Annotated in this window: 21 protein-coding genes and 1 pseudogene; 5 read left to right on the forward strand and 17 right to left on the reverse strand. The window is 30.1% G+C overall.

Annotated features, from left to right (window positions below; genetic code table 11):
* Positions 1–143 precede the first annotated feature (143 nt).
* From L8W57_RS06800 to L8W57_RS06815, 4 genes are all read right to left on the reverse strand, one after another.
* Positions 144–392, reverse strand: coding sequence for a class I SAM-dependent methyltransferase (locus tag L8W57_RS06800; protein WP_263662254.1), 249 nt, complete (start codon positions 390–392; stop codon positions 144–146).
* A 124-nt stretch (positions 393–516) separates the two neighbouring features.
* Positions 517–720 (reverse strand): class I SAM-dependent methyltransferase, encoded by a 204-nt coding sequence (locus tag L8W57_RS06805; protein WP_240387661.1) that lies wholly within the window; start codon positions 718–720, stop codon positions 517–519.
* 55 nt (positions 721–775) lie between these two features.
* Positions 776–1,447 (reverse strand): molybdate ABC transporter permease subunit, encoded by a 672-nt coding sequence (modB, locus tag L8W57_RS06810; protein WP_263662255.1) that lies wholly within the window; start codon positions 1,445–1,447, stop codon positions 776–778.
* 34 nt (positions 1,448–1,481) lie between these two features.
* Positions 1,482–2,687 carry a saccharopine dehydrogenase family protein gene (locus L8W57_RS06815; protein ID WP_263662256.1) on the reverse strand — a complete coding sequence of 402 codons (1,206 nt, stop codon included), beginning with the start codon at positions 2,685–2,687 and terminating at the stop codon, positions 1,482–1,484.
* Between the two features lie 134 nt (positions 2,688–2,821).
* On the opposite strand from L8W57_RS06815, the gene putP reads away from it, so the two are divergent.
* From putP to L8W57_RS06835, 4 genes are all read left to right on the forward strand, one after another.
* Positions 2,822–4,300 carry a sodium/proline symporter PutP gene (gene putP / locus L8W57_RS06820; protein ID WP_263662257.1) on the forward strand — a complete coding sequence of 493 codons (1,479 nt, stop codon included), beginning with the start codon at positions 2,822–2,824 and terminating at the stop codon, positions 4,298–4,300.
* Position 4,301: 1 nt separating this feature from the next.
* The gene (locus tag L8W57_RS06825) at positions 4,302–5,273 is read left to right on the forward strand and encodes a putative transporter (protein WP_263662258.1); all 972 of its coding nucleotides are present in this window, start codon (positions 4,302–4,304) and stop codon (positions 5,271–5,273) included.
* A gap of 87 nt (positions 5,274–5,360) precedes the next feature.
* Positions 5,361–6,731: a hemolysin family protein gene (locus L8W57_RS06830; RefSeq protein WP_133319921.1), complete on the forward strand. Its 1,371-nt coding sequence runs from the start codon at positions 5,361–5,363 to the stop codon at positions 6,729–6,731.
* A 68-nt stretch (positions 6,732–6,799) separates the two neighbouring features.
* Entirely contained in the window at positions 6,800–7,282 is a 483-nt protein-coding gene (locus L8W57_RS06835; RefSeq protein WP_263662259.1) for a pyridoxamine 5'-phosphate oxidase family protein, read from the forward strand.
* A gap of 31 nt (positions 7,283–7,313) precedes the next feature.
* On the opposite strand, the gene fusA is transcribed toward L8W57_RS06835, so the two are convergent.
* The 13 genes and pseudogenes from fusA to L8W57_RS06895 form a co-directional block, all read right to left on the reverse strand.
* Positions 7,314–9,389 carry an elongation factor G gene (fusA, locus tag L8W57_RS06840; protein WP_066006856.1) on the reverse strand — a complete coding sequence of 692 codons (2,076 nt, stop codon included), beginning with the start codon at positions 9,387–9,389 and terminating at the stop codon, positions 7,314–7,316.
* A gap of 12 nt (positions 9,390–9,401) precedes the next feature.
* A complete protein-coding gene (gene rpsG, locus L8W57_RS06845) occupies positions 9,402–9,872 on the reverse strand; it encodes a 30S ribosomal protein S7 (protein ID WP_012661188.1) in 471 nt (156 codons plus the stop codon).
* A 67-nt stretch (positions 9,873–9,939) separates the two neighbouring features.
* The gene (gene rpsL / locus L8W57_RS06850; RefSeq protein ID WP_012661187.1) at positions 9,940–10,323 is read right to left on the reverse strand and encodes a 30S ribosomal protein S12; all 384 of its coding nucleotides are present in this window, start codon (positions 10,321–10,323) and stop codon (positions 9,940–9,942) included.
* Positions 10,324–10,393: 70 nt separating this feature from the next.
* A pseudogene (locus tag L8W57_RS07965) lies at positions 10,394–10,830 on the reverse strand (CatA-like O-acetyltransferase).
* A gap of 17 nt (positions 10,831–10,847) precedes the next feature.
* Positions 10,848–11,015 (reverse strand): CatA-like O-acetyltransferase, encoded by a 168-nt coding sequence (locus tag L8W57_RS06855; RefSeq protein WP_263662260.1) that lies wholly within the window; start codon positions 11,013–11,015, stop codon positions 10,848–10,850.
* A 63-nt stretch (positions 11,016–11,078) separates the two neighbouring features.
* Entirely contained in the window at positions 11,079–12,518 is a 1,440-nt protein-coding gene (gene aldA, locus L8W57_RS06860) for an aldehyde dehydrogenase (protein ID WP_263660793.1), read from the reverse strand.
* A 13-nt stretch (positions 12,519–12,531) separates the two neighbouring features.
* On the reverse strand, positions 12,532–12,849 hold the full coding sequence (locus L8W57_RS06865; protein WP_133319925.1) for an L-rhamnose mutarotase: 318 nt from the start codon (positions 12,847–12,849) through the stop codon (positions 12,532–12,534).
* A complete protein-coding gene (locus tag L8W57_RS06870) occupies positions 12,825–13,619 on the reverse strand; it encodes an amidohydrolase family protein (RefSeq protein ID WP_263660792.1) in 795 nt (264 codons plus the stop codon). The genes L8W57_RS06865 and L8W57_RS06870 overlap by 25 nt, the downstream gene beginning before the upstream one ends.
* Before the next feature lie 2 nt (positions 13,620–13,621).
* Positions 13,622–14,866 (reverse strand): L-fucose:H+ symporter permease, encoded by a 1,245-nt coding sequence (fucP, locus tag L8W57_RS06875; RefSeq protein ID WP_133319927.1) that lies wholly within the window; start codon positions 14,864–14,866, stop codon positions 13,622–13,624.
* Between the two features lie 15 nt (positions 14,867–14,881).
* Positions 14,882–15,673, reverse strand: coding sequence for an SDR family oxidoreductase (locus L8W57_RS06880; RefSeq protein WP_133319928.1), 792 nt, complete (start codon positions 15,671–15,673; stop codon positions 14,882–14,884).
* 21 nt (positions 15,674–15,694) lie between these two features.
* Positions 15,695–16,861: a UxaA family hydrolase gene (locus L8W57_RS06885; protein WP_133319929.1), complete on the reverse strand. Its 1,167-nt coding sequence runs from the start codon at positions 16,859–16,861 to the stop codon at positions 15,695–15,697.
* Positions 16,862–16,863: 2 nt separating this feature from the next.
* Positions 16,864–17,127, reverse strand: coding sequence for a UxaA family hydrolase (locus tag L8W57_RS06890; protein WP_133319930.1), 264 nt, complete (start codon positions 17,125–17,127; stop codon positions 16,864–16,866).
* Entirely contained in the window at positions 17,124–18,032 is a 909-nt protein-coding gene (locus L8W57_RS06895) for a dihydrodipicolinate synthase family protein (RefSeq protein WP_133319931.1), read from the reverse strand. The genes L8W57_RS06890 and L8W57_RS06895 overlap by 4 nt, the downstream gene beginning before the upstream one ends.
* Positions 18,033–18,270: 238 nt before the next feature.
* On the opposite strand from L8W57_RS06895, the gene L8W57_RS06900 reads away from it, so the two are divergent.
* A complete protein-coding gene (locus L8W57_RS06900; RefSeq protein WP_133319932.1) occupies positions 18,271–19,041 on the forward strand; it encodes an IclR family transcriptional regulator in 771 nt (256 codons plus the stop codon).
* Positions 19,042–19,047: the final 6 nt, after the last annotated feature.

A 19,047-nucleotide genomic window follows, 5' to 3' on the forward strand; every position in this document is an offset into this window, starting at 1 on the left:
ATAAAGACTTGATAAAGTCTTTATCATATAAAATTATTTTTCCCCTATATAAATAAAATGCTGTATACTTCCTTCAAAATTATATAAATTTATTAATTCATAATCTCCCCAAAATAATGGTTTAAAAGGTTTAAATTTTTCTTTTAATTCTTTAATCGTATTTGTAAATTTATATAAGTAGATTCGCCATTTAATCTTGGACTAGATTTTACTTCCACTAAACCATTATCTTTAACATCTCCTGCAACAAATTCTTGATAAGCTTTAGAGCTAATCATTGTCGCGAAAATTATTGCTCCATCATTACATAAATCATAAAATTCTTCAATAGTTTTTTGAAAGTCTTTGTTTGGTAGATAATATAAACTTTGATTTGCAAAAATAAAATCCATTTTTGCATCAAATAAATTTTTAAAACTAGAATTTGGTGTAATAACATGAAAATTATTTTCATTTATCCTAGGATCTTTTTTCCAAGTATTTTTTAAGCTAGGAACAATATCTATACCATAAGCATTAATACCCCCCCCCTGTTACATCTTGAAAATACTTAGAATGAACTCCATTTCCACAACCAAAATCAAGTAAATTTCCACTTGTTTTATTTAATTTGTATTTTAAGATTCTCTCATAAAATCTTATAACATGTCCATCTGGATATTGTAAGCCATATCCTTCATTGTCATATTTTTTAGTATATCCTGATAGTGAATTATCCATCATTTCTCCTTTAAATTTAAGATATAAATTGATTATACAATAAAATAAGTCTTTGTTATTTATTTTTTAACAAATTTACACTTAGTAAAACAACAAAACTAAAAATTAAAAGTATGAGACTATAAATATGAGCTGTGGCAAAATCTAAATTTTCCATACTTTCATATATAGCAATACTAGCTACTTTTGTTTCTCCGCTTAAAGAACCACCTATCATTAATACTATACCAAACTCGCCCATAGTATGTGCAAAACTTATTACTAAAGCACTAAGTATAGCTGGTTTGATACTTGGTAAGATTACTTTAAAAAGTGTGATGAAAGAATTTTTTCCCAAAGAAAAACTTGCTTCTATAATATTTTTAGAAATTAAAGACATTGCATTATATAAAGGATTAAACATAAAAGGTAAAGAGTAAATGCAACTTGCTATTACCAAGCCTTCAAAAGTAAAAGCTAAAGTGATATTAAAATATTTTTCTAAAAATTCTCCAAAAAAAGAATATTTTGAAAATAAAATCAACAGGTAAAAACCAACAACAGACGGTGGTAAAACTAAAGGTAAGGTCATTATAGTTTCTAGAATTTTTTTTGCTCTAAATTGCTTAAAAGTAAAAACCCAAGCAAGAGGTATGCAAAAACAAAACAAAATTATACAAGTAATAATAGAAAGTTTTATGGAAACTAAAAAAGGCGTCCAATCTATACTTAATAATAATTGCGTCATTATAAAACTTTCTCAAGTCAAAAAAGACTTGAGATTATTTTCCTAAATTTGGCTCCATTTCTATAATTTTCCAAGGAAGTCCTTGAGTATTTAACTCATCCATGAAAGGTTTGGCGTCAAATTCTTCCATGTTAAACACACCTTTTCCTTGCCAAATTCCTTTAGCAATTAATTTCGTACCTATCATAGCAGGGACACCTGTAGTATAGCTTACAGCTTGTGCACCAGTTTCTTTAAAGCATTCTTCGTGATTACAAACATTGTAAATATAAACTTGCTTATCTTTTCCATTCTTTACACCACGGATTACACAACCTATATTAGTGTAACCTTTAGTACGAGGGCCCAAACTAGCAGGATCAGGAAGTAAAGTTTTTAAAAATTCTATTGGTATTATCTCTCTACCTTGATGCATAACAGGTTTAATACCTAGCATACCAACATTTTCAAGACATTTCATATGAGTTAAATAACTTTGTCCAAAAGTCATAAAAAATCTTATTCTTTTTAGACCTTTGATATTTTTTACTAAACTTTCAAGCTCTTCATGATAAAGCAAATAACTATCCTTTACTCCTACTTCAGGATAATCCCACTCCATTTTTATTTCCATAGGTTCAGTTTCTATCCATTTTCCATTTTCCCAATAACGACCCTTAGCAGATACTTCTCTTAAATTTATCTCAGGGTTAAAATTAGTTGCAAAGGCATATCCATGATCACCTGCATTACAATCTAGTATATCAATATAATGAATTTCATCAAATAAATTTTGTTGCGCATAAGCACAAAATACATTAGTAACACCTGGATCAAAACCGCTTCCTAAAAGTCCTAAAATTCCTGCTTGTTTAAACTTATCATTTCTTAACCATTGTTCTTTATATTCAAATTTAGCTAAATCAGGATGTTCATAATTTGCAGTATCTACATAGTGAATATTAGTTTGAATACACGCATCCATTAAAGCAAGATCTTGATAAGGCAAAGCCACATTTAATAAAATTTCAGCTCTTGTTTTTTTAATAAGCTCTACAACAGCAGATGTGTCATCTGCATCTATTTGCTCAGTTTGAATTTCTATACCTAAACGCTCTTTTATAAAAGCTGCTATTTCATCACATTTACTTTTAGTTCTACTTGCTAGAGTTATTTTACTAAAAACATCACTATTCATTGCACATTTTACAGTTGCAACGCGACTTACACCACCTGCACCTATAATTAAAAGATTTTTCATTAACTATCCTTAATTTTTTTGAAAATTGTAACAAAAAAACTTTATAAAGCATTGAAATAAAAAATAATTTTTATAATGTTTTTTTAAAATAAAACAAGTAAAATGATGATTTTTTAAATTTTTTAAGGACACTTATGAATTTACAAAGTGTGGAATTTTCTTATCCTATTATTATTACTTTTATTACCTATGCATTTTTAATGCTTTTTATAGGTTTTTATTTTTACAAAAAAAATCAAAATAGTAAAGATTATTTTGTTGGAAATGCATCAATGGGACCTATAATATCTGCCTTAAGTGCAGGTGCTTCTGATATGAGTAGTTGGCTTTTAATGGCTTTTCCCGGTGCTTTATACGCAGCTGGATTGGGACAAATTTATATAGCCATAGGTTTAAGTTTTGGTATGTTTCTAAACTGGACCTTTGTTGCTAAAAGATTAAAGATTTTTTCTCAAATAGCCAAAGAATGTATTACAATTCCTGATTTTTTTGAAAGTCGCTTTCATGATGATAGACATATTTTAAGAAGTATTTGTGCGGTAGTTATTTTAGTATTTTTTACTATTTACATTAGTGCTGGATTAGTAAGTGGTGCTAAACTTTTTGAAAGTGTATTTAATTTGCCTTATATTTTTGCATTGAGTATTGGATTTTTAGTTATTGTTTTATATACTTTTTTAGGTGGCTATAAAGCCGTATGCTGGACTGATATGATACAAGGACTTTTAATGATGAGTTCATTAATTATCATTCCTTTTGTGATGATTTTTGAACTTGGTGGCTTTGGCGAAGCTTTTTCTACTATAAATGATGTAAAACCTCAAGCTTTTGGTTTAGATGGTGGTGGTTGGCTAGTGATAGCATCAACCTTAGCTTGGGGGCTTGGATATTTTGGCCAACCTCATATTTTAATTCGCTTTATTTCTATAAAAAATGTAAAAGAAATTCCTACTGCGACTTTTATAGGCATAACTTGGATGGTAATTTCTTTATTTGGTGCTGCTATGATAGGATTTTTAGGTATTGCTTATATAGCTAAATTTGATCTTACTTTAAATGATCCTGAAAGAATATTTATTGTAATGTCTCAAGTGCTTTTTAACCCTTGGGTGGCGGGAATTTTACTCAGTGCAATTTTAGCAGCCATTATGAGTACTGCAAGTTCTCAATTGCTAGTATGCGCTTCTAGCTTGGTGCAAGATTTTTATACACAAATCTTAAAAAGAAAAACAAATGATAAAAATATTACTTTGTTGTCACGCTTAGGTGTTTTGATTGTAGCGTGTGTAGCTTTTACACTTTCACTTGATACTCAAAGTCAAATTTTAAGCATAGTCTCTTATGCTTGGGCAGGTTTTGGAGCTAGTTTTGGAAGCGTTATTTTATTTTCTTTATTTTATAAAAATATGAGCAAAGAAGGTGCAATAGCTGGAATGGTTAGCGGGGCTTTAACTGTTGTATTTTATAAGCATTTTGGTTCAAATTTTATAGAAATTTATGAAATCATTCCTGGATTTTTAGTCGCAAGTTGTTTTATTATGATTTTTAGTATAATATTTAAAGCAAAAAAACATACAATAAAACATTATGAAAAAATGCTGAAAGAAATTTAAAATGTTTAAATCTTTTTTTTATTCTAAAAAATGGGCTTTATGGGCTTACTTGGGTCTGTTTTTTTTATTGTCTTCTTTATTAGTACAAACCTCTATTAATGTAGCAATAAATGAATGGTATAAAGAATTTTACGATGTTTTACAAGATGCAAAAAATCATAGCATAAATGATTTTTATCATTTTATTAAACAATTTTTATATTTAGCACTGCCTTATGTATTAATCGCTACTATCACGCAATATTTTGGAAGCATATATGCTTTTAAATGGCGCGAGGCTATGACTTTTGATTATATTAAATTTTGGCAAAAAAAAGATGATAACATAGAAGGTAGTTCGCAAAGAATTCAAGAAGATATCTATAATTTTTCAAAAATCATAGAAAGTTTAGGGTTAGCTTTTGTCAAAGCAATTATGACTTTAGTTGCTTTTGTGCCAATTTTATGGATGTTAAGTGCACATGTTAATTTACCTATCTTAAAAGATATTAATGGCTCTTTAGTATGGATTGCATTTTTGGTTTCTTTAGGAGGTTTAGTTATATCATGGTTTGTAGGTATAAAACTACCTGGACTAGAATATAACAATCAAAAAGCCGAAGCTGCTTTTAGAAAAGAACTTGTTTTTGCTGAAGATGATAGAAAAAATTATGCAAGCGATGAAAGTATTTTAAGTTTATTTACCGGGCTTAAAATCAATTATAAAAGATTATTTTTACATTATGGGTATTTTAATATATGGCTTTATTTATTTGAGCAAATCATGGTTATAGTACCCTTTTTAATCATGGCTCCAAGTTTATTTTTAGGACTTATACAACTTGGAATTATCATACAAGTTGGTAATGCTTTTGACCAGGTTAGATCTTCATTTAGCATTTTTATTACCAACTGGACAACTATCACACAGCTTCGTAGTATTTACAAGCGTTTAGATGAATTTGAAAAAAATATAGAATATAGAAAACATTAAATTAATTTAAAATATATCATTATTTTTAAGCTAATTTTATAGTTTTGATTTGATATAATTTTGCGAAATTTTATTAAAGGAGTTTTTTTGGACCCCAGTCAATCTTTAGACTTAAATCAAACACTACCTACTGTTGCCTCTATTGATATAGGCTATTCTACTTTTATGATTCTTGTTGCATTAGCTTTAGTGCTTTTAAATGGATTTTTTGTTTTATCTGAATTTGCTATTGTTAAAGTGCGTAGATCAAAACTTGAAGAAATGGTAAAAGAGAAAAAACGCAATGCAAAAAAAGCTTTGGAAGTCACTTCAAAACTAGATACTTATTTAAGTGCTTGCCAACTTGGTATTACGCTAAGCTCTCTTGCTCTTGGTTGGATAGGCGAACCTGCTATTGCTAAAATTCTTGAAGTTCCTCTAGCAAATTTAGGTTTAGCTCCAGCATTAATCCATACCATAGCATTTATTATTGCTTTTGCTATTATCACATTATTGCATGTTGTGCTAGGCGAGTTGGTCCCAAAAAGCATTGCTATAGCCATTGCAGATAGAGCTGTTTTATGGGTTGCAAGACCATTGCATTTGTTTTGGTTACTTTTCTTACCTTTCATTAAAACATTTGACTTTTTAGCTGCAGTTTCTTTAAAAATTATAGGTATAAAACCTGCCAAAGAACACGAATTAAGTCACTCTGAAGAAGAGATTAAATTTATTGCGAGTGAAAGTCAAAAAGGTGGAGTTTTGGATGAATTTGAAACTGAAATCATACGCAATGCTGTCGATTTTTCAGATACAGTAGCAAAAGAAATCATGACACCTAGAAAAGATATGATTTGTCTTAATAAACAAAAAAGCTATGAAGAAAATATGCAAATAGTTTGTCAGTATAAACATACACGCTTTCCATACATAGATGGTTCTAAAGATATCATTTTAGGTATGGTGCATATTAGAGACATTATGCAAAATGAACTTAGCAAAGATAAGAAAAATTTAGATGATTTTCTAATCAAAATGATCCTAGTTCCAGAAAATATCAGCATATCTAAAGTTCTTTTCATGATGAATAAAGAACAAGTACATACAGCATTAGTAGTAGATGAATATGGCGGAACTGCTGGTCTTTTAACTATGGAAGATATTATGGAAGAAATTGTTGGTGATATTAACGATGAGCATGATGATTCTAGTCCACATTTTAAAAAGCTTGCAGAAAACATTTATGAATTTCAAGGAAGATATGAAATTAGCGAAGTAGAAGAAATGCTTGATATACGCTTTAATGAAGAATTAGAACAAGTCACTATAGGTGGATATGTTTTCAATCTTTTAGGACGCTTACCGGTGGTTGGAGATAGAATAGAAGATGAATTTTGCTACTACGAAGTCAAAAAGATGGATGGAAATAGTATAGAACGCATTAAAGTTGTACGCAAAAATACTGATGAAGAAGAGTAGCAAACTCTTCTTTTTACTTTTCTATAACCCTCAAATCTTATTCATTTTAACTTACAAGGAAAATTTTTATGCAACTACATGATGAAATTAATCAATTTATACAAGAATGCAAAAGCATTATGATATCGTCTTTAAATTTAAACAATCAAACCATATGTTCATATACTCCTATTATAAAAAACAAAAATGACTTTTATATTTATATTAGTGAAATTGCCGAACACTTTGAAGGAGTAAATTACAATAATAACAACATAGAAATTATGTTTATAGAAGATGAAAAAGATTGCATATCAATCTTTGCAAGAAAAAGGCTTAAATTTAGAGTAGAGAGTGTAGAAATAACAAGAGATAATCAGCTATTTGAACAAGTATTAAATACTTATGAAAATGAAAACAATAAAGAAATAATCCAAGTCATTAAAAATATGCAAGATTTTCATTTATTTCAGATTATACTGAAAAATGGAAGATATGTTAAGGGTTTTGGAAAAGCATATGAAATTAATGAAGGAACAATTAATTTAATTAATTCAAAAGAACATAAATAATTCAAGATGAGCTTTTGCCCATCTTGATAGATTAACCATTTCTTTTTTTGATAATTTCTTCAGAAACATTTTTTGGAACTTCATCATAGTGATCAAATTCCATAGAATAAGTAGCACGGCCTTGAGTTTGACTTCTAAGATCGGTTGAGTAACCAAACATCTCGGCCAAAGGACAAAATGCCGTAATAATTTTATTACCACCTCTTTCATCCATTGAATTTACTTGACCACGGCGTTTATTTAAATCACCAATAACATCACCCATATATTCTTCTGGAGTTTCAACTTCAACTTTCATCATAGGTTCTAAGATTACAGCACCTGCTTTTCTAGCACCTTCTTTAAAGCCCATAGAAGCTGCAAGTTTAAATGCCATTTCAGAAGAATCCACTTCGTGGTAACTTCCATCATAAACAATTACTTTAACATCTTCAACAGGATATCCCGCTAAAACACCATTTTGTAATGCCTCTTGAACACCTTTGTCAACCGCTGGAATATACTCTTTTGGAATTACCCCACCTTTGATATCATTTACAAATTCATATCCACTACCTGGTTCAAGTGGCTCAAGTCTTAAGAATACATGACCATATTGTCCACGACCACCTGATTGTTTAGCGTATTTGTATTCTTGCTCAACTGTTTTTCTAATAGTTTCACGGTAAGCAACTTGAGGTTGACCAACTTCTGCTTCAACTTTAAACTCACGAAGCATTCTATCAACAATGATTTCTAAGTGAAGCTCACCCATACCTGAAATGATAGTTTGACCACTTTCTTCATCTGTAGAAACTCTAAAGCTTGGATCTTCTTGAGCTAATTTATTTAAAGCAATAGACATTTTTTCTTGATCTGCTTTTGTTTTAGGCTCAACAGCAACTGAAATAACAGGATCTGGAAAATCCATTCTCTCTAAAATAACCTTATCTTTTTCACTTGCCAAAGTATCACCGGTTAGTGTGTCTTTAAGACCAACAACCGCTCCGATTTCTCCTGCATATAAAGTTTTAATTTCTTCTCTTTTATTAGAGTGCATTTTCAAAAGACGACCGATTCTTTCTTTTTTATCTTTTGTTGAGTTGTATGCATAAGAACCGCTTTCTAAACTTCCTCTATACACACGAACGAAAGTTAATTGCCCAACAAAAGGATCAGTCATAATTTTAAATGCTAGGCCTGCAAACTCACCATCATCAGTCGATTTTACAGAAACTTCCGTACCGTCTTCATATTCACCTTTAATATTAGCAACTTCATCAGGAGCTGGTAAATAAGCAACAACAGCATCAAGTAATGGCTGAACACCTTTATTTTTAAAAGCTGTACCACAAAGCATAGGAACCATAGAAAGACTTAAACATCCTGCTTTAATGCCTGCTTTGATTTCTTCTTGAGTAAGCTCTTCACCACCTAGGTATTTTTCCATTAATTCATCACTTGTTTCAGAAACCGCTTCTATCATTTTTGTGCGATATTCTTCGGCCTTTTCTTTAAGTTCAGCTGGAATTTCTTTTTCTACATAATCAGTTGGCTTATTTTCATCTTCCCATACCAAAGCTTTCATGGTAATAAGATCAATTACACCTTTGAAATTATCTTCAGCACCGATTGGAATTTGAAGTGGAACTGGGTTACCTTTCAAACGATTTTTGATTTGTTCTTCAACATTAAAGAAATTTGCACCAATTCTGTCCATTTTATTTACAAAAACAATTCTTGGAACACCGTATTTATTAGCTTGTCTCCATACGGTTTCTGATTGTGGTTGAACTCCACCTACTGAACAAAACACCGCAACTGCACCATCTAAAACACGCATTGATCTTTCAACTTCGATTGTAAAGTCAACGTGGCCTGGAGTGTCTATAAGGTTAATTTGATGGTTTTTCCAAAAACAAGTTGTAGCAGCAGAAGTAATTGTGATACCTCTTTCTTTTTCTTGCTCCATCCAGTCCATTGTAGCTGCACCATCATGCACCTCACCAATTTTATGGCTCATACCTGTAAAGAAAAGAATTCTCTCACTAGTAGTTGTTTTACCTGCATCAATATGAGCTGCGATACCTATATTTCTAACTCTTTTTAAAGGAGTACTTCTTGACATATTTTACTCCTCTTACCAGCGATAATGAGCAAATGCTTTATTAGCTTCTGCCATTTTATAAGTATCTTCTTTCTTCTTGAATGAAGCACCTTTGCTATTAGCTGCATCTAATAATTCTGCTGCTAATTTTTCTATCATAGTTCTTTCGCTTCTTTTTCTAGCAAAAGAAATAATCCATCTTATAGCTAAAGCTTGTTGTCTAGCTGGGCGTACTTCTACTGGCACTTGATAAGTAGCACCACCAACACGACGAGATTTAACTTCTAATAAAGGCTTAATATTTTCAATAGCATCATTAAAAATTTCTATACCTTTTTTTTCTCCACCTTTTTTATCGATAGCTTCTAAAGCACCATACATAATAGTCGTAGCTGTGCTTTTTTTACCATCATACATTAAAGAATTAATGAATTTTGTGATTACTTTGTTTCCATAAATCGGATCTGGCAAGACTTCTCTTACCGGAGCTTTTCTTCTTCTCATAATTTTCCTTCAAATTTATAATTTTACTCAAACAAAATCAAATCTAACGGATTTGTCTGCAATTTTATTACTTAGCTGCTGCTTTAGGGCGTTTCGCACCATATTTAGAACGAGAAACGGTTCTTTTTGCAACACCTGCAGTATCTAAGGCACCGCGAACAATGTGATACTTAACACCTGGTAAGTCTTTTACCCTACCACCACGCACTAAAACAATGCTGTGTTCTTGTAGGTTGTGACCTTCACCACCGATATAACTAATAACTTCAAAGCCACTTGTAAGTCTTACTTTGGCAACTTTTCTTAACGCTGAGTTTGGTTTTTTAGGGGTTGTTGTATAAACCCTAGTGCAAACTCCCCTTCTTTGTGGACAATTTTTAAGCGCTGGAGATTTAGATTTCTCTAAAACTTTTTTGCGCTCTTTTCTAACCAATTGATTTATGGTAGGCACAATAATTCCTTTCTTTAAAAAATGTAATAAACTTTGGATAATATCTAAATTTTACTTACAAAAATATAAACTAAAAACAATTTAAATCTTTTTGCAAATTTTCTAAAAACAAACTCACATGATAAACATCGGTGCTTGCGTGATTTACATTAATACTTAGTGGAATAAAACATTGATTTTTTCCTTGATAATTTTCCCACTTGTAAGAATAGGAAAAAAATAATTTTCTTTTTTAGGTAAATGTAAAGAGAAATTCTCAAAATTTATCCAAGGGATTGCTGAAATATTAAAAGAATTTTTAATATTCTCTTTTACAAACATAGTGTTTTCTTTAATGAATTGTTTATCTTGCTCGAAATTATGTAAAAAGTTTTGAAAATCTTCATTAAATTCAGTCCATAAAACACAAAAAGTCTTTGATTTTTCACAAAAAGCGGTATAACTTGGATGGATAATATCAAAACAAATTAATTTATCATCCTCTAAGTATAATTTAAATTTAGGTATTAAATTAACATTTTTACTTAAAAAAAATAGATAAAACTACCATAAAAAGAATAATTTTGATTTTTAACAAAAGAATAAAATTTACTAATATCTAATTCAAAATTTAATTCAAAATAGCAGAGAAATTTAGTATAAAATTCAAAATGCTCTTTTCTTGAGTAAGTTTTTAAATCTATAATCTTCAAATTATTATCCTTTAAATTTAAAGATTATAGCAAATCCTATCTAAAAAATAGATAGGATTGAAATCATTGTTTGTTGGTATTGTATTGTAAATAAACCACATGGGTAGCTAAATACTCTTCAAGACCATGTTTTCCATCAGCTCCACCTATGCCACTTTTTCTAAAACCTGCATGAAATCCTTGCATTGCTTCAAAATTTTCACGGTTAATATAAGTTTCACCAAATTTTATTTCTCTACTAGCTCTCATTGCTATATCTAAATTTTGTGTATAAATAGAACTTGTCAGTCCATATTCACAATCATTTGCCATATCAATTGCCTCATCAAGTGTATCAAATTTAGTAATTGGTAAAATCGGAGCAAAAATTTCTTTTTGCATGATCTCATCTTCATGCTTAACATTTGTAAGAACGCTTGCAGGAAAATAATATCCGCTTGTATCGGTGATTTTTCCACCGCATTCTACAACTGCTCCTTTATTCGTAGCTCTCTCAAGCATTGCTAAAGCATTATCAACCCCTGCTTGATTGACAAGCGGACCCATATCAAAATCGCCTTTCAAAGTGTTTCCAACACTTACTTTACTCATGGCTTTTACAAATTTATCTACAAATTCATCATAAACACTTGTATGCACATAAGCTCTTTCGGCACAATTGCAAACTTGTCCGTTATTGCAAATTCTACTTGCCTTAATCGCTTCTACCGCTAAATCAATATCTGCATCTTTACACACTATAGCCGGTGCCTTTCCGCCAAGTTCTAGAGAAACCTTAATGATATTTTTAGCTGCAGCTTCCATCACTCTAGTTCCTGCTTCAACACTCCCTGTAAGACTTACCATACCTATGTTTTCATTACTTGATAATTCATGTCCTACCACACTACCCTTACCTGCAACTAAATTAAATACACCTTTTGGTAAAGAACTTTGCGAGACAAGCTTTGCAAATTCAAAAGCATTATTTGGAGTTTCACTGCTTGGTTTTATAACAATGGTGTTGCCTGTTAGTAAAGCAGGCGCCATCTTTCTTGCGATTAGAAAAAATGGAAAATTCCAAGGTAAAATTCCACCAATTACACCAATGGCACTTTTATATAAATATATATGCTCATTAGCTCTATCACTTTGTATAATTTCGCCTTCATACCTTCTAGCCCATTCAGCGGTATAATCCATATAATCTGCCGTAAAATTAATCTCTACACTAGCTAAAGCTCTAGTTTTTCCTTGCTCTTGCATTAAAATTTCTGTTAAAAAATTAGCATTTTTGCGTATTAAACTAGCTATTTCTCTTAAATGATTTGCTCTTTCAATCGCTGGTTTAGCTTCCCAATTTTTTTGTGCCTTTTTAGCTGCTTCAATTGCTCTTTGTGTATCTTCTAAAGAAGCACTTGCTACTCTTGATATTACTTCTTTGGTAGCGGGATTTAAAACTTCTATAAATTCGCCATTGTGTGGGATAAATTCGCCATCAATATAATTTAAATAAGTTGTCATTTTTTCTCCTTTTTTAATCTAAATGAAATACTTCTTCCATATTTAGCCACTTTTGTCCTGCATGAGCTAAAGATATTTGGCAGGGATCTGTAACTTTCCACCATTGTTGTGTATTTTTATCTTTTGCCATCTTAGCCATATCTGCATCAAAATCAACACCTGTATATTCAAAATATGCAAACAAATATTCTCCAAATAAATAAATAGAATAATTTTGTATATTACATTCTTTAATCATCTCACAAACACCTTTATAAGGCTTTGCATGAAGATCTTTATACTCTTGTATTTTTTCCTTTTTAATTTTTATAATTTGACCATATCTTTGCACCTATCCTCCTTATAAATTGATAAAGCATTTTTATAAAATATCTTGTCCAAATCTTTAAAAATATTTCCTTCTATGATAAATTTAGCCCATTTAGCTGGAGCTATTTTTGCCACAGGATAATTACTACCAAATATAAATTTATCTTCACTAAAAACATTCTTTAAAAATGAAAAACATTGAGATATAAAATCTCTATGAATTTTTATCGTAAAATCATCTGGTACGGAAATTTTTATCCATAAATTTGGGAAATCTTTTAATTTATGTAATATTTTTTTATATTCATCAAAATAGTTAATTTTAGGACTGCCCATATGATTTAAAACTACTTTTAAATTAGGATTATCAAATAAAAACTTTTCCAATATCCAAAGTTCTTCATTTTTCATGCAAGCTTCAAAAGGTATATTAAAAACATTTAGAAGTTCTAATTTTTCTTTAAAATCTGCTTCAAATAGTCTCTTAGCACCCTTTTTACTAGTATGCATTACCTCTCTAAAAGCACATAAGTGTTCTTTGTACTTTAAATCAGCTAAACAAATAAAAATACCATGTTCTTGTTTTTGCTTTAATGCAAATAAAGCTTCTTTTTCCAAATCATCACTATTTGTTTCAACATACATCGCACCTAAAAAATCAAATTCTTTATACTCATTTTTTGCCCTTAAAAAATCATAATTTTGTTCCAATCTATTATTGCCTTTTATCCACGAAATAGGCATTTTACTTAAATCCCAAAGATGCAAATGAGAATCAAAAATTTTTTGCATTTTTAAGCCTTTATTTTAGAACCAAAAAAACCATACCATGATACATATAAAAATAATGGGGCCATAGCCAAATATCCCATGCTTGTTCCAAAATAATCATTAATTAAACCCATGATAATAGGCATAATAGCACCACCAACTATACTCATAACAAGTAAAGAACCACCTAATTTCACTTGATTAAAAGGAAGATTTTTTGTTGCAACTGCAAAAATAGTAGGAAAAGAAATGGACATAAAGAAAAATAATGCAATTAAAATAACTATACTAATAAATCCGCTAGCAAAATACAAGCATACACATAAAATCACATTAATAAAAGAATACCATCCTAAAATAGTCTCACCTTTAATTTTCTTCATCAAAGGCGTAGAAAGAATACGACCTAACATAAAAGCAATTAAAGCTATCGAAAAATAATAAGCCCCTTGTTCATCTTTTAGATTTTCATTATGCTCACTAAGATAATTTATAAAAAAAGCTCCCGCGCTAACTTGATTTGCTATATACAAAAATTGTGCTAGCAATCCAAAATTAAAATGTTTATGCTTAAAAACTCCAATAGGTTTTGAGGTATCTTTTTGTTCATAATCACTACTTACTGCCGATCCTTCCGGAATTTTATTCAATGCAAAAGCAATCAAGATCAAAATAACAATTGCCGCAATACCAACATACACTAGCTGGACATTACCCATATTAGCAAGTAATGCAGCTTCTATTTGTTCTTTACTTGCACCTTCTTCTTGTTTTGTAATAGATAAAAACAAAGCTCCGCCTATGATAGGTCCTAAAAATTGACCCAAACCATTAAAACTTTGCGCAGCATTAATTCTAAAACTAGCATTTTTCTCATCACCAAGTTTTACCATATAAGGATTAGCACTAGTTTCCAAAGAACCAATACCGCAAGCTAAAATAAAAAAAGCAAATAAAAATAAGTAAAAATTAGCTAAATTTGTAGCTGGAATAATCAATAAACAACCTATTGCATACAAGATTAACCCAAAAATAATACCAATTTTATAAGAGTATTTATTTGCTATATATCCAGCAGGTAATGCTATGATAAAATAAGCACCAAAATAAGCGAGTTGCAAAAATCCACTTTCATGTTGAGTGATATGTAAATGATTTTGAAAATTCTTATTCATCACATCAATCAGCCCATAACTAACTCCCCATAAAAAGAAAAGAGAAGTTACTAAAATAATTGCTATTTTTATATTTTTAGAGTTATTTAACATATATCCTCCTTGTTATTAAATTTCATCCCAATTTAGAGCTCTATCTAAATGGATATATCCACCATCAGGAGTTAAAATTTGTCCTGTTGTGTGTGAAGCAAGAGGACTTAGTGTAAAAACTGCTGTGTTTGCTATTTCTTCTATAGTTGTAAAACGATGACCCAATGGTATGCATTTTGCTATTTTTTCATATTGAGCTTTTGGATTTGGAAAATTTGACAACCATTTTTCATAAAGAGGAGTCATAACTTCAGCCGGTGCTATAGCATTAACTCTAATATTATCTTTTGCAAAAGCGCAAGCCCATTCTCTTGTAAAACCTATTTGAGCAGCTTTTGCTGAAGCATAAGCTGAAGTTCTACCTTGTCCTGTTAAGCCGGTTTTACTTGTGATATTTAATATACTTCCTTGTTGCTTTTTAATATATGGTAAGCATTCTTTAGTCATAGTATAATAATGAAAAAGATTATTTTCATAAGATTTAATTAATTCTTCAGTTGTAGCATCTTCTATATGTAAATTATCATTTGCTCCAGCATTATTAACCAAAGCATAAATTCCACCATATATATTAACAACACTTTTAACAAGTGTTGAAATTTGTTCTGTATTTTTTAAATCTATTTGATAAAATCCATAATTTCCGCAAATGTCTTTTAGCTCATCATCTTTTTCTTTAGAAATTTCACTTCTTGAAAAAATAATTGGAATCCCACCTTCTAAAGCCCATAATTTAGCAATACCATAACCAATCCCTTTAGCACCACCTGTGATGATACAAATTTTGTTTTTAATTTTTAAATCCATAATATATCCTTTTTTATTAATTTAGCAAGTTGTAGCAAGTCTCCAAACTGAAAAATCATTTTGTTCATTTAACTCTGCCTTTACCAATTCTCCATTTGAAATTCTTATGATCAAATCTATAAGCTCATCACGCACTTCTTCTTTTGTCTTAATCCCATCTATAATACTTCCTGCATTAATATCAATAGCATCATTCATATTTTCATAACAAAAAGTATTAGAACTCATTTTAATAGTAGGCACAATAGCTGAACCTGTAGGAGTACCACGACCTGTAGTAAAAACACAAATATTTGCTCCACCTGCCACCATAGCGCTAAGTTGTTCTATATCATTACCTGGCGTATTCATAAAAGTAAGTCCTTTGGAAATTACAGGTTTAGCATAATCAATCACATCCATTAAAGTTCTAGTACCTGCTTTATAAACACAACCTAAAGACTTTTCTTCTATAGTGCTAAGCCCACCTGCAATATTTCCCGGACTAGGATTTGCTCCGCGTATATCAGCATGAAAAGATTTAACTAAATTCTCATAGCCTAAAATCTTATCATATACCTTTTTAGCTACTTCATCATTTTTTGCTCTCTTAGCAAGTATAGCTTCACACCCTATAAGCTCTGTAGTTTCTGCTAAAATTACTGCACCACCTTCATCAATTACAAAATCACTTAAACTTCCTAAAGCAGGATTGGCACTAAGACCGCTATAACTATCGCTACCACCACATTCTGTGCCTAAAATCAAATCACTAAAGTCCCCATCTATTTTTTCCAATTTTGCAGCATTTTCAAGCATTTGATTTACTATTTTGACACCCTTTTCTATGGTATTTTTACTACCACCGCACTCTTGTATTACTAAATATTCAACCATCTTATAAGGTGTCGCTTCTTTTATTTTTTCAGCTACTATTTTCGCTTGTATTACCTCACAACCAAGTCCTACAATTAAAACACCAAAAACATTAGCATTACTCCCATGGCCTATTAAAACATCTCTAGTTTGCAAAGCATCAAATTCGAGTTGAGAACAGCCATGTTGATGATTGATATATACTGCCCCATTGCATTTTCTGGCTATATTTTCGCACACCTTATTAGCACAATGCACGCTTGGTATAATAATGACTTTATTTCTCAAGCCAAATTTTCCATCTTCTCTTCTATAACCCATTATCTTTTTCATATTTATTCCTTATCCCCACGACCTCTAATACCTGCACTATTGTGAATATGCACCCATTCACCTTTATTAATATCACAACTTGCACTAGCTATAGCTTCTGCATATTTGATGACAACTTCATCTTTTTTTATATCTTTTAGTGCAAATTTATGTCCACTTGCAATATCATCTAAAAGTTCTATATTTTCCACGATTTCACCTTTTTTAAAATCACGCAAAGCAGTAGCGACATTATCTTTTTCATTGACTATAATATAGGCTTTCATAATTTTATACCCGTTTCTTTTTCTATAGTTTTAACAAGTTTTTTAGCTTCATTAAAACGAGTATTTAATTCTTCTTTTGTAGCATGTGATAAAGGATGGATGCTTGTATTTGCAAATTCAAATCCTCTAGCTTTTAAAAGCAAAGCAAATCCCATAGGAAAAGCCATACTCATACCAAATCTTATAGCTTTTAATAAACTTTTTTGAATCAGCAAAGCTCTATCTATATTTTTTTCATTGATTGATTTATAAATTTCACTCATAAGTTCTGGAAAAACACCACCTATACTAGTCATAGAACCATTTGCCCCTATCAGTAGTGCTCCTGCATAAAATTCTTCTCTTCCTACAAAAACATCAAAATCACCAGGCACTACATCTAATATATGATTTAAAAGTAAAGCATCTCCACTGCTATCTTTTATACCCACAACATTATCAAGCTTTGAAACTCTTTCTATAAATTTCAAACTTAGTGCTGGTGCAAAAAGAGGGATGTTATAAATATACAAAGGAAGCTTCACTTTAGAAGATAAATCTTTAATATATTCAAAAAGTGCATCTTCACTTAATTTATAATAATAAGGCATAGCAAGTAATAAAGCATCAAGCCCTAATTCATATGCTTTTTGTGCCAAAGTAAAAGTATTTTGATAAACTGTTGATGCAATACCTGTAATAACAGGGAGATTATTTTTTGCAGCTTCTTTTGTAAGTTTCATTATTTTGACTTGCTCTTCTATACCTAAAGCTTGAGAATCTCCTGCACTACCATTACAAAATAATCCATTTAAACCTTTTGAGATACCAAATTCGCAGTATTTAATAAATTCGTTTTCATTAATATTTCCACTCATATCATATGGAGTTAATAAGGCTGGTAAAGTTCCCTTTAATATTCCCATATTTTTTCCTTTCATTTTTTGTATATACAAAAATATTTTTATATACAAAAAATATAGCTAAAAATAGAAATTTTTAAAAACATCAAAATGATAAAAAAACAATACAAAAGTCTTATAAAAGTAGTTATAATCAACCATCTAAAGCAAAAACTGCTAATAGAAAATATTTTTTATATCATTAAAAATGTTACTAAAAGTAAAAAATATGATAGAATTTATCTATTGAAAAAGGAGCAAAATGACACATCAACCAACATTAAGGGTTTTAAAAATTTTAGAATTATTGGGCAATAATAATCAAAAAAATACACTAAGCTCTATTGCAAAAGATTTAAATATCCCTCCAGGGACACTTTCTCCTATACTTCAAACTTTACAAGCTAAAAATTACATTAAATGTGATAAAAATAAATTTTACACATTAGATTATAAAATTTTAGAAATTAGCCGTTGCATTTCAATAAAAAATAGCGCATTAGAATTAATTAAAAAACATATGAAAAACATCAGAAACTTAACAGGACAAACATGCCAAATGGGAATATTAAAAGAAGGAAATGTATTTTATTTAGAAAAACTTGATTCGGATAATCAAATACAAATCAAGTCTTTTGTCGGTGCTTCATATCCAGCTTACGCTACATCTTTAGGAAAAGCATTACTAGAAAAGAAAACCTATAAAGAGCTTGAAAAAATTTATCCAAATCCTTTTGAGAAAATAACGTCAAATACATTAAATAATCTAAAAGAGCTTTACGAAGAATTGTCTTCTATCAAAGAAAATAAAATAGCATTAGAAAGTGGGGAAATGAACCCAGAAATTGAGTGCATGGCCATAGGAATTGAATACGATGAAAAAATTATAGCTGCAATTAGTATTTCATATCATATATTTTACTCAAATGCAAATTTTAAAGAAAAAAATCAAAAAATTTTACTAGAAGAAAAATACAAAATAGAACAAGATTTAAAATTATATTTCCCGGAATTAGAAAATATATATCAATAAAAATCC

It is taken from the genome of Campylobacter sp. IFREMER_LSEM_CL1890, assembly GCF_025772045.1.
GTDB classification, from domain to species: Bacteria; Campylobacterota; Campylobacteria; order Campylobacterales; family Campylobacteraceae; genus Campylobacter_D; species Campylobacter_D lari_D.

Bases quoted from the DNA above. Each gene is read 5' to 3' on its own strand.
- aldA (WP_263660793.1), bottom strand. From the start codon at position 12,518: ATGACAACTTATTTAAATTATATTGATGGCGAATTTATCCCACACAAT.
- L8W57_RS06890 (WP_133319930.1), bottom strand. From the start codon at position 17,127: ATGAAAGCCTATATTATAGTCAATGAAAAAGATAATGTCGCTACTGCT.
- putP (WP_263662257.1), top strand. From the start codon at position 2,822: ATGAATTTACAAAGTGTGGAATTTTCTTATCCTATTATTATTACTTTT.
- L8W57_RS06835 (WP_263662259.1), top strand. From the start codon at position 6,800: ATGCAACTACATGATGAAATTAATCAATTTATACAAGAATGCAAAAGC.
- fusA (WP_066006856.1), bottom strand. From the start codon at position 9,389: ATGTCAAGAAGTACTCCTTTAAAAAGAGTTAGAAATATAGGTATCGCA.
- modB (WP_263662255.1), bottom strand. From the start codon at position 1,447: ATGACGCAATTATTATTAAGTATAGATTGGACGCCTTTTTTAGTTTCC.
- fucP (WP_133319927.1), bottom strand. From the start codon at position 14,866: ATGTTAAATAACTCTAAAAATATAAAAATAGCAATTATTTTAGTAACT.
- L8W57_RS06870 (WP_263660792.1), bottom strand. From the start codon at position 13,619: ATGCAAAAAATTTTTGATTCTCATTTGCATCTTTGGGATTTAAGTAAA.
- L8W57_RS06895 (WP_133319931.1), bottom strand. From the start codon at position 18,032: ATGGGAATATTAAAGGGAACTTTACCAGCCTTATTAACTCCATATGAT.
- L8W57_RS06825 (WP_263662258.1), top strand. From the start codon at position 4,302: ATGTTTAAATCTTTTTTTTATTCTAAAAAATGGGCTTTATGGGCTTAC.
- L8W57_RS06885 (WP_133319929.1), bottom strand. From the start codon at position 16,861: ATGAAAAAGATAATGGGTTATAGAAGAGAAGATGGAAAATTTGGCTTG.
- L8W57_RS06815 (WP_263662256.1), bottom strand. From the start codon at position 2,687: ATGAAAAATCTTTTAATTATAGGTGCAGGTGGTGTAAGTCGCGTTGCA.
- rpsG (WP_012661188.1), bottom strand. From the start codon at position 9,872: ATGAGAAGAAGAAAAGCTCCGGTAAGAGAAGTCTTGCCAGATCCGATT.
- L8W57_RS06805 (WP_240387661.1), bottom strand. From the start codon at position 720: ATGGATAATTCACTATCAGGATATACTAAAAAATATGACAATGAAGGA.
- L8W57_RS06880 (WP_133319928.1), bottom strand. From the start codon at position 15,673: ATGGATTTAAAAATTAAAAACAAAATTTGTATCATCACAGGTGGTGCT.
- L8W57_RS06900 (WP_133319932.1), top strand. From the start codon at position 18,271: ATGACACATCAACCAACATTAAGGGTTTTAAAAATTTTAGAATTATTG.
- L8W57_RS06800 (WP_263662254.1), bottom strand. From the start codon at position 392: ATGGATTTTATTTTTGCAAATCAAAGTTTATATTATCTACCAAACAAA.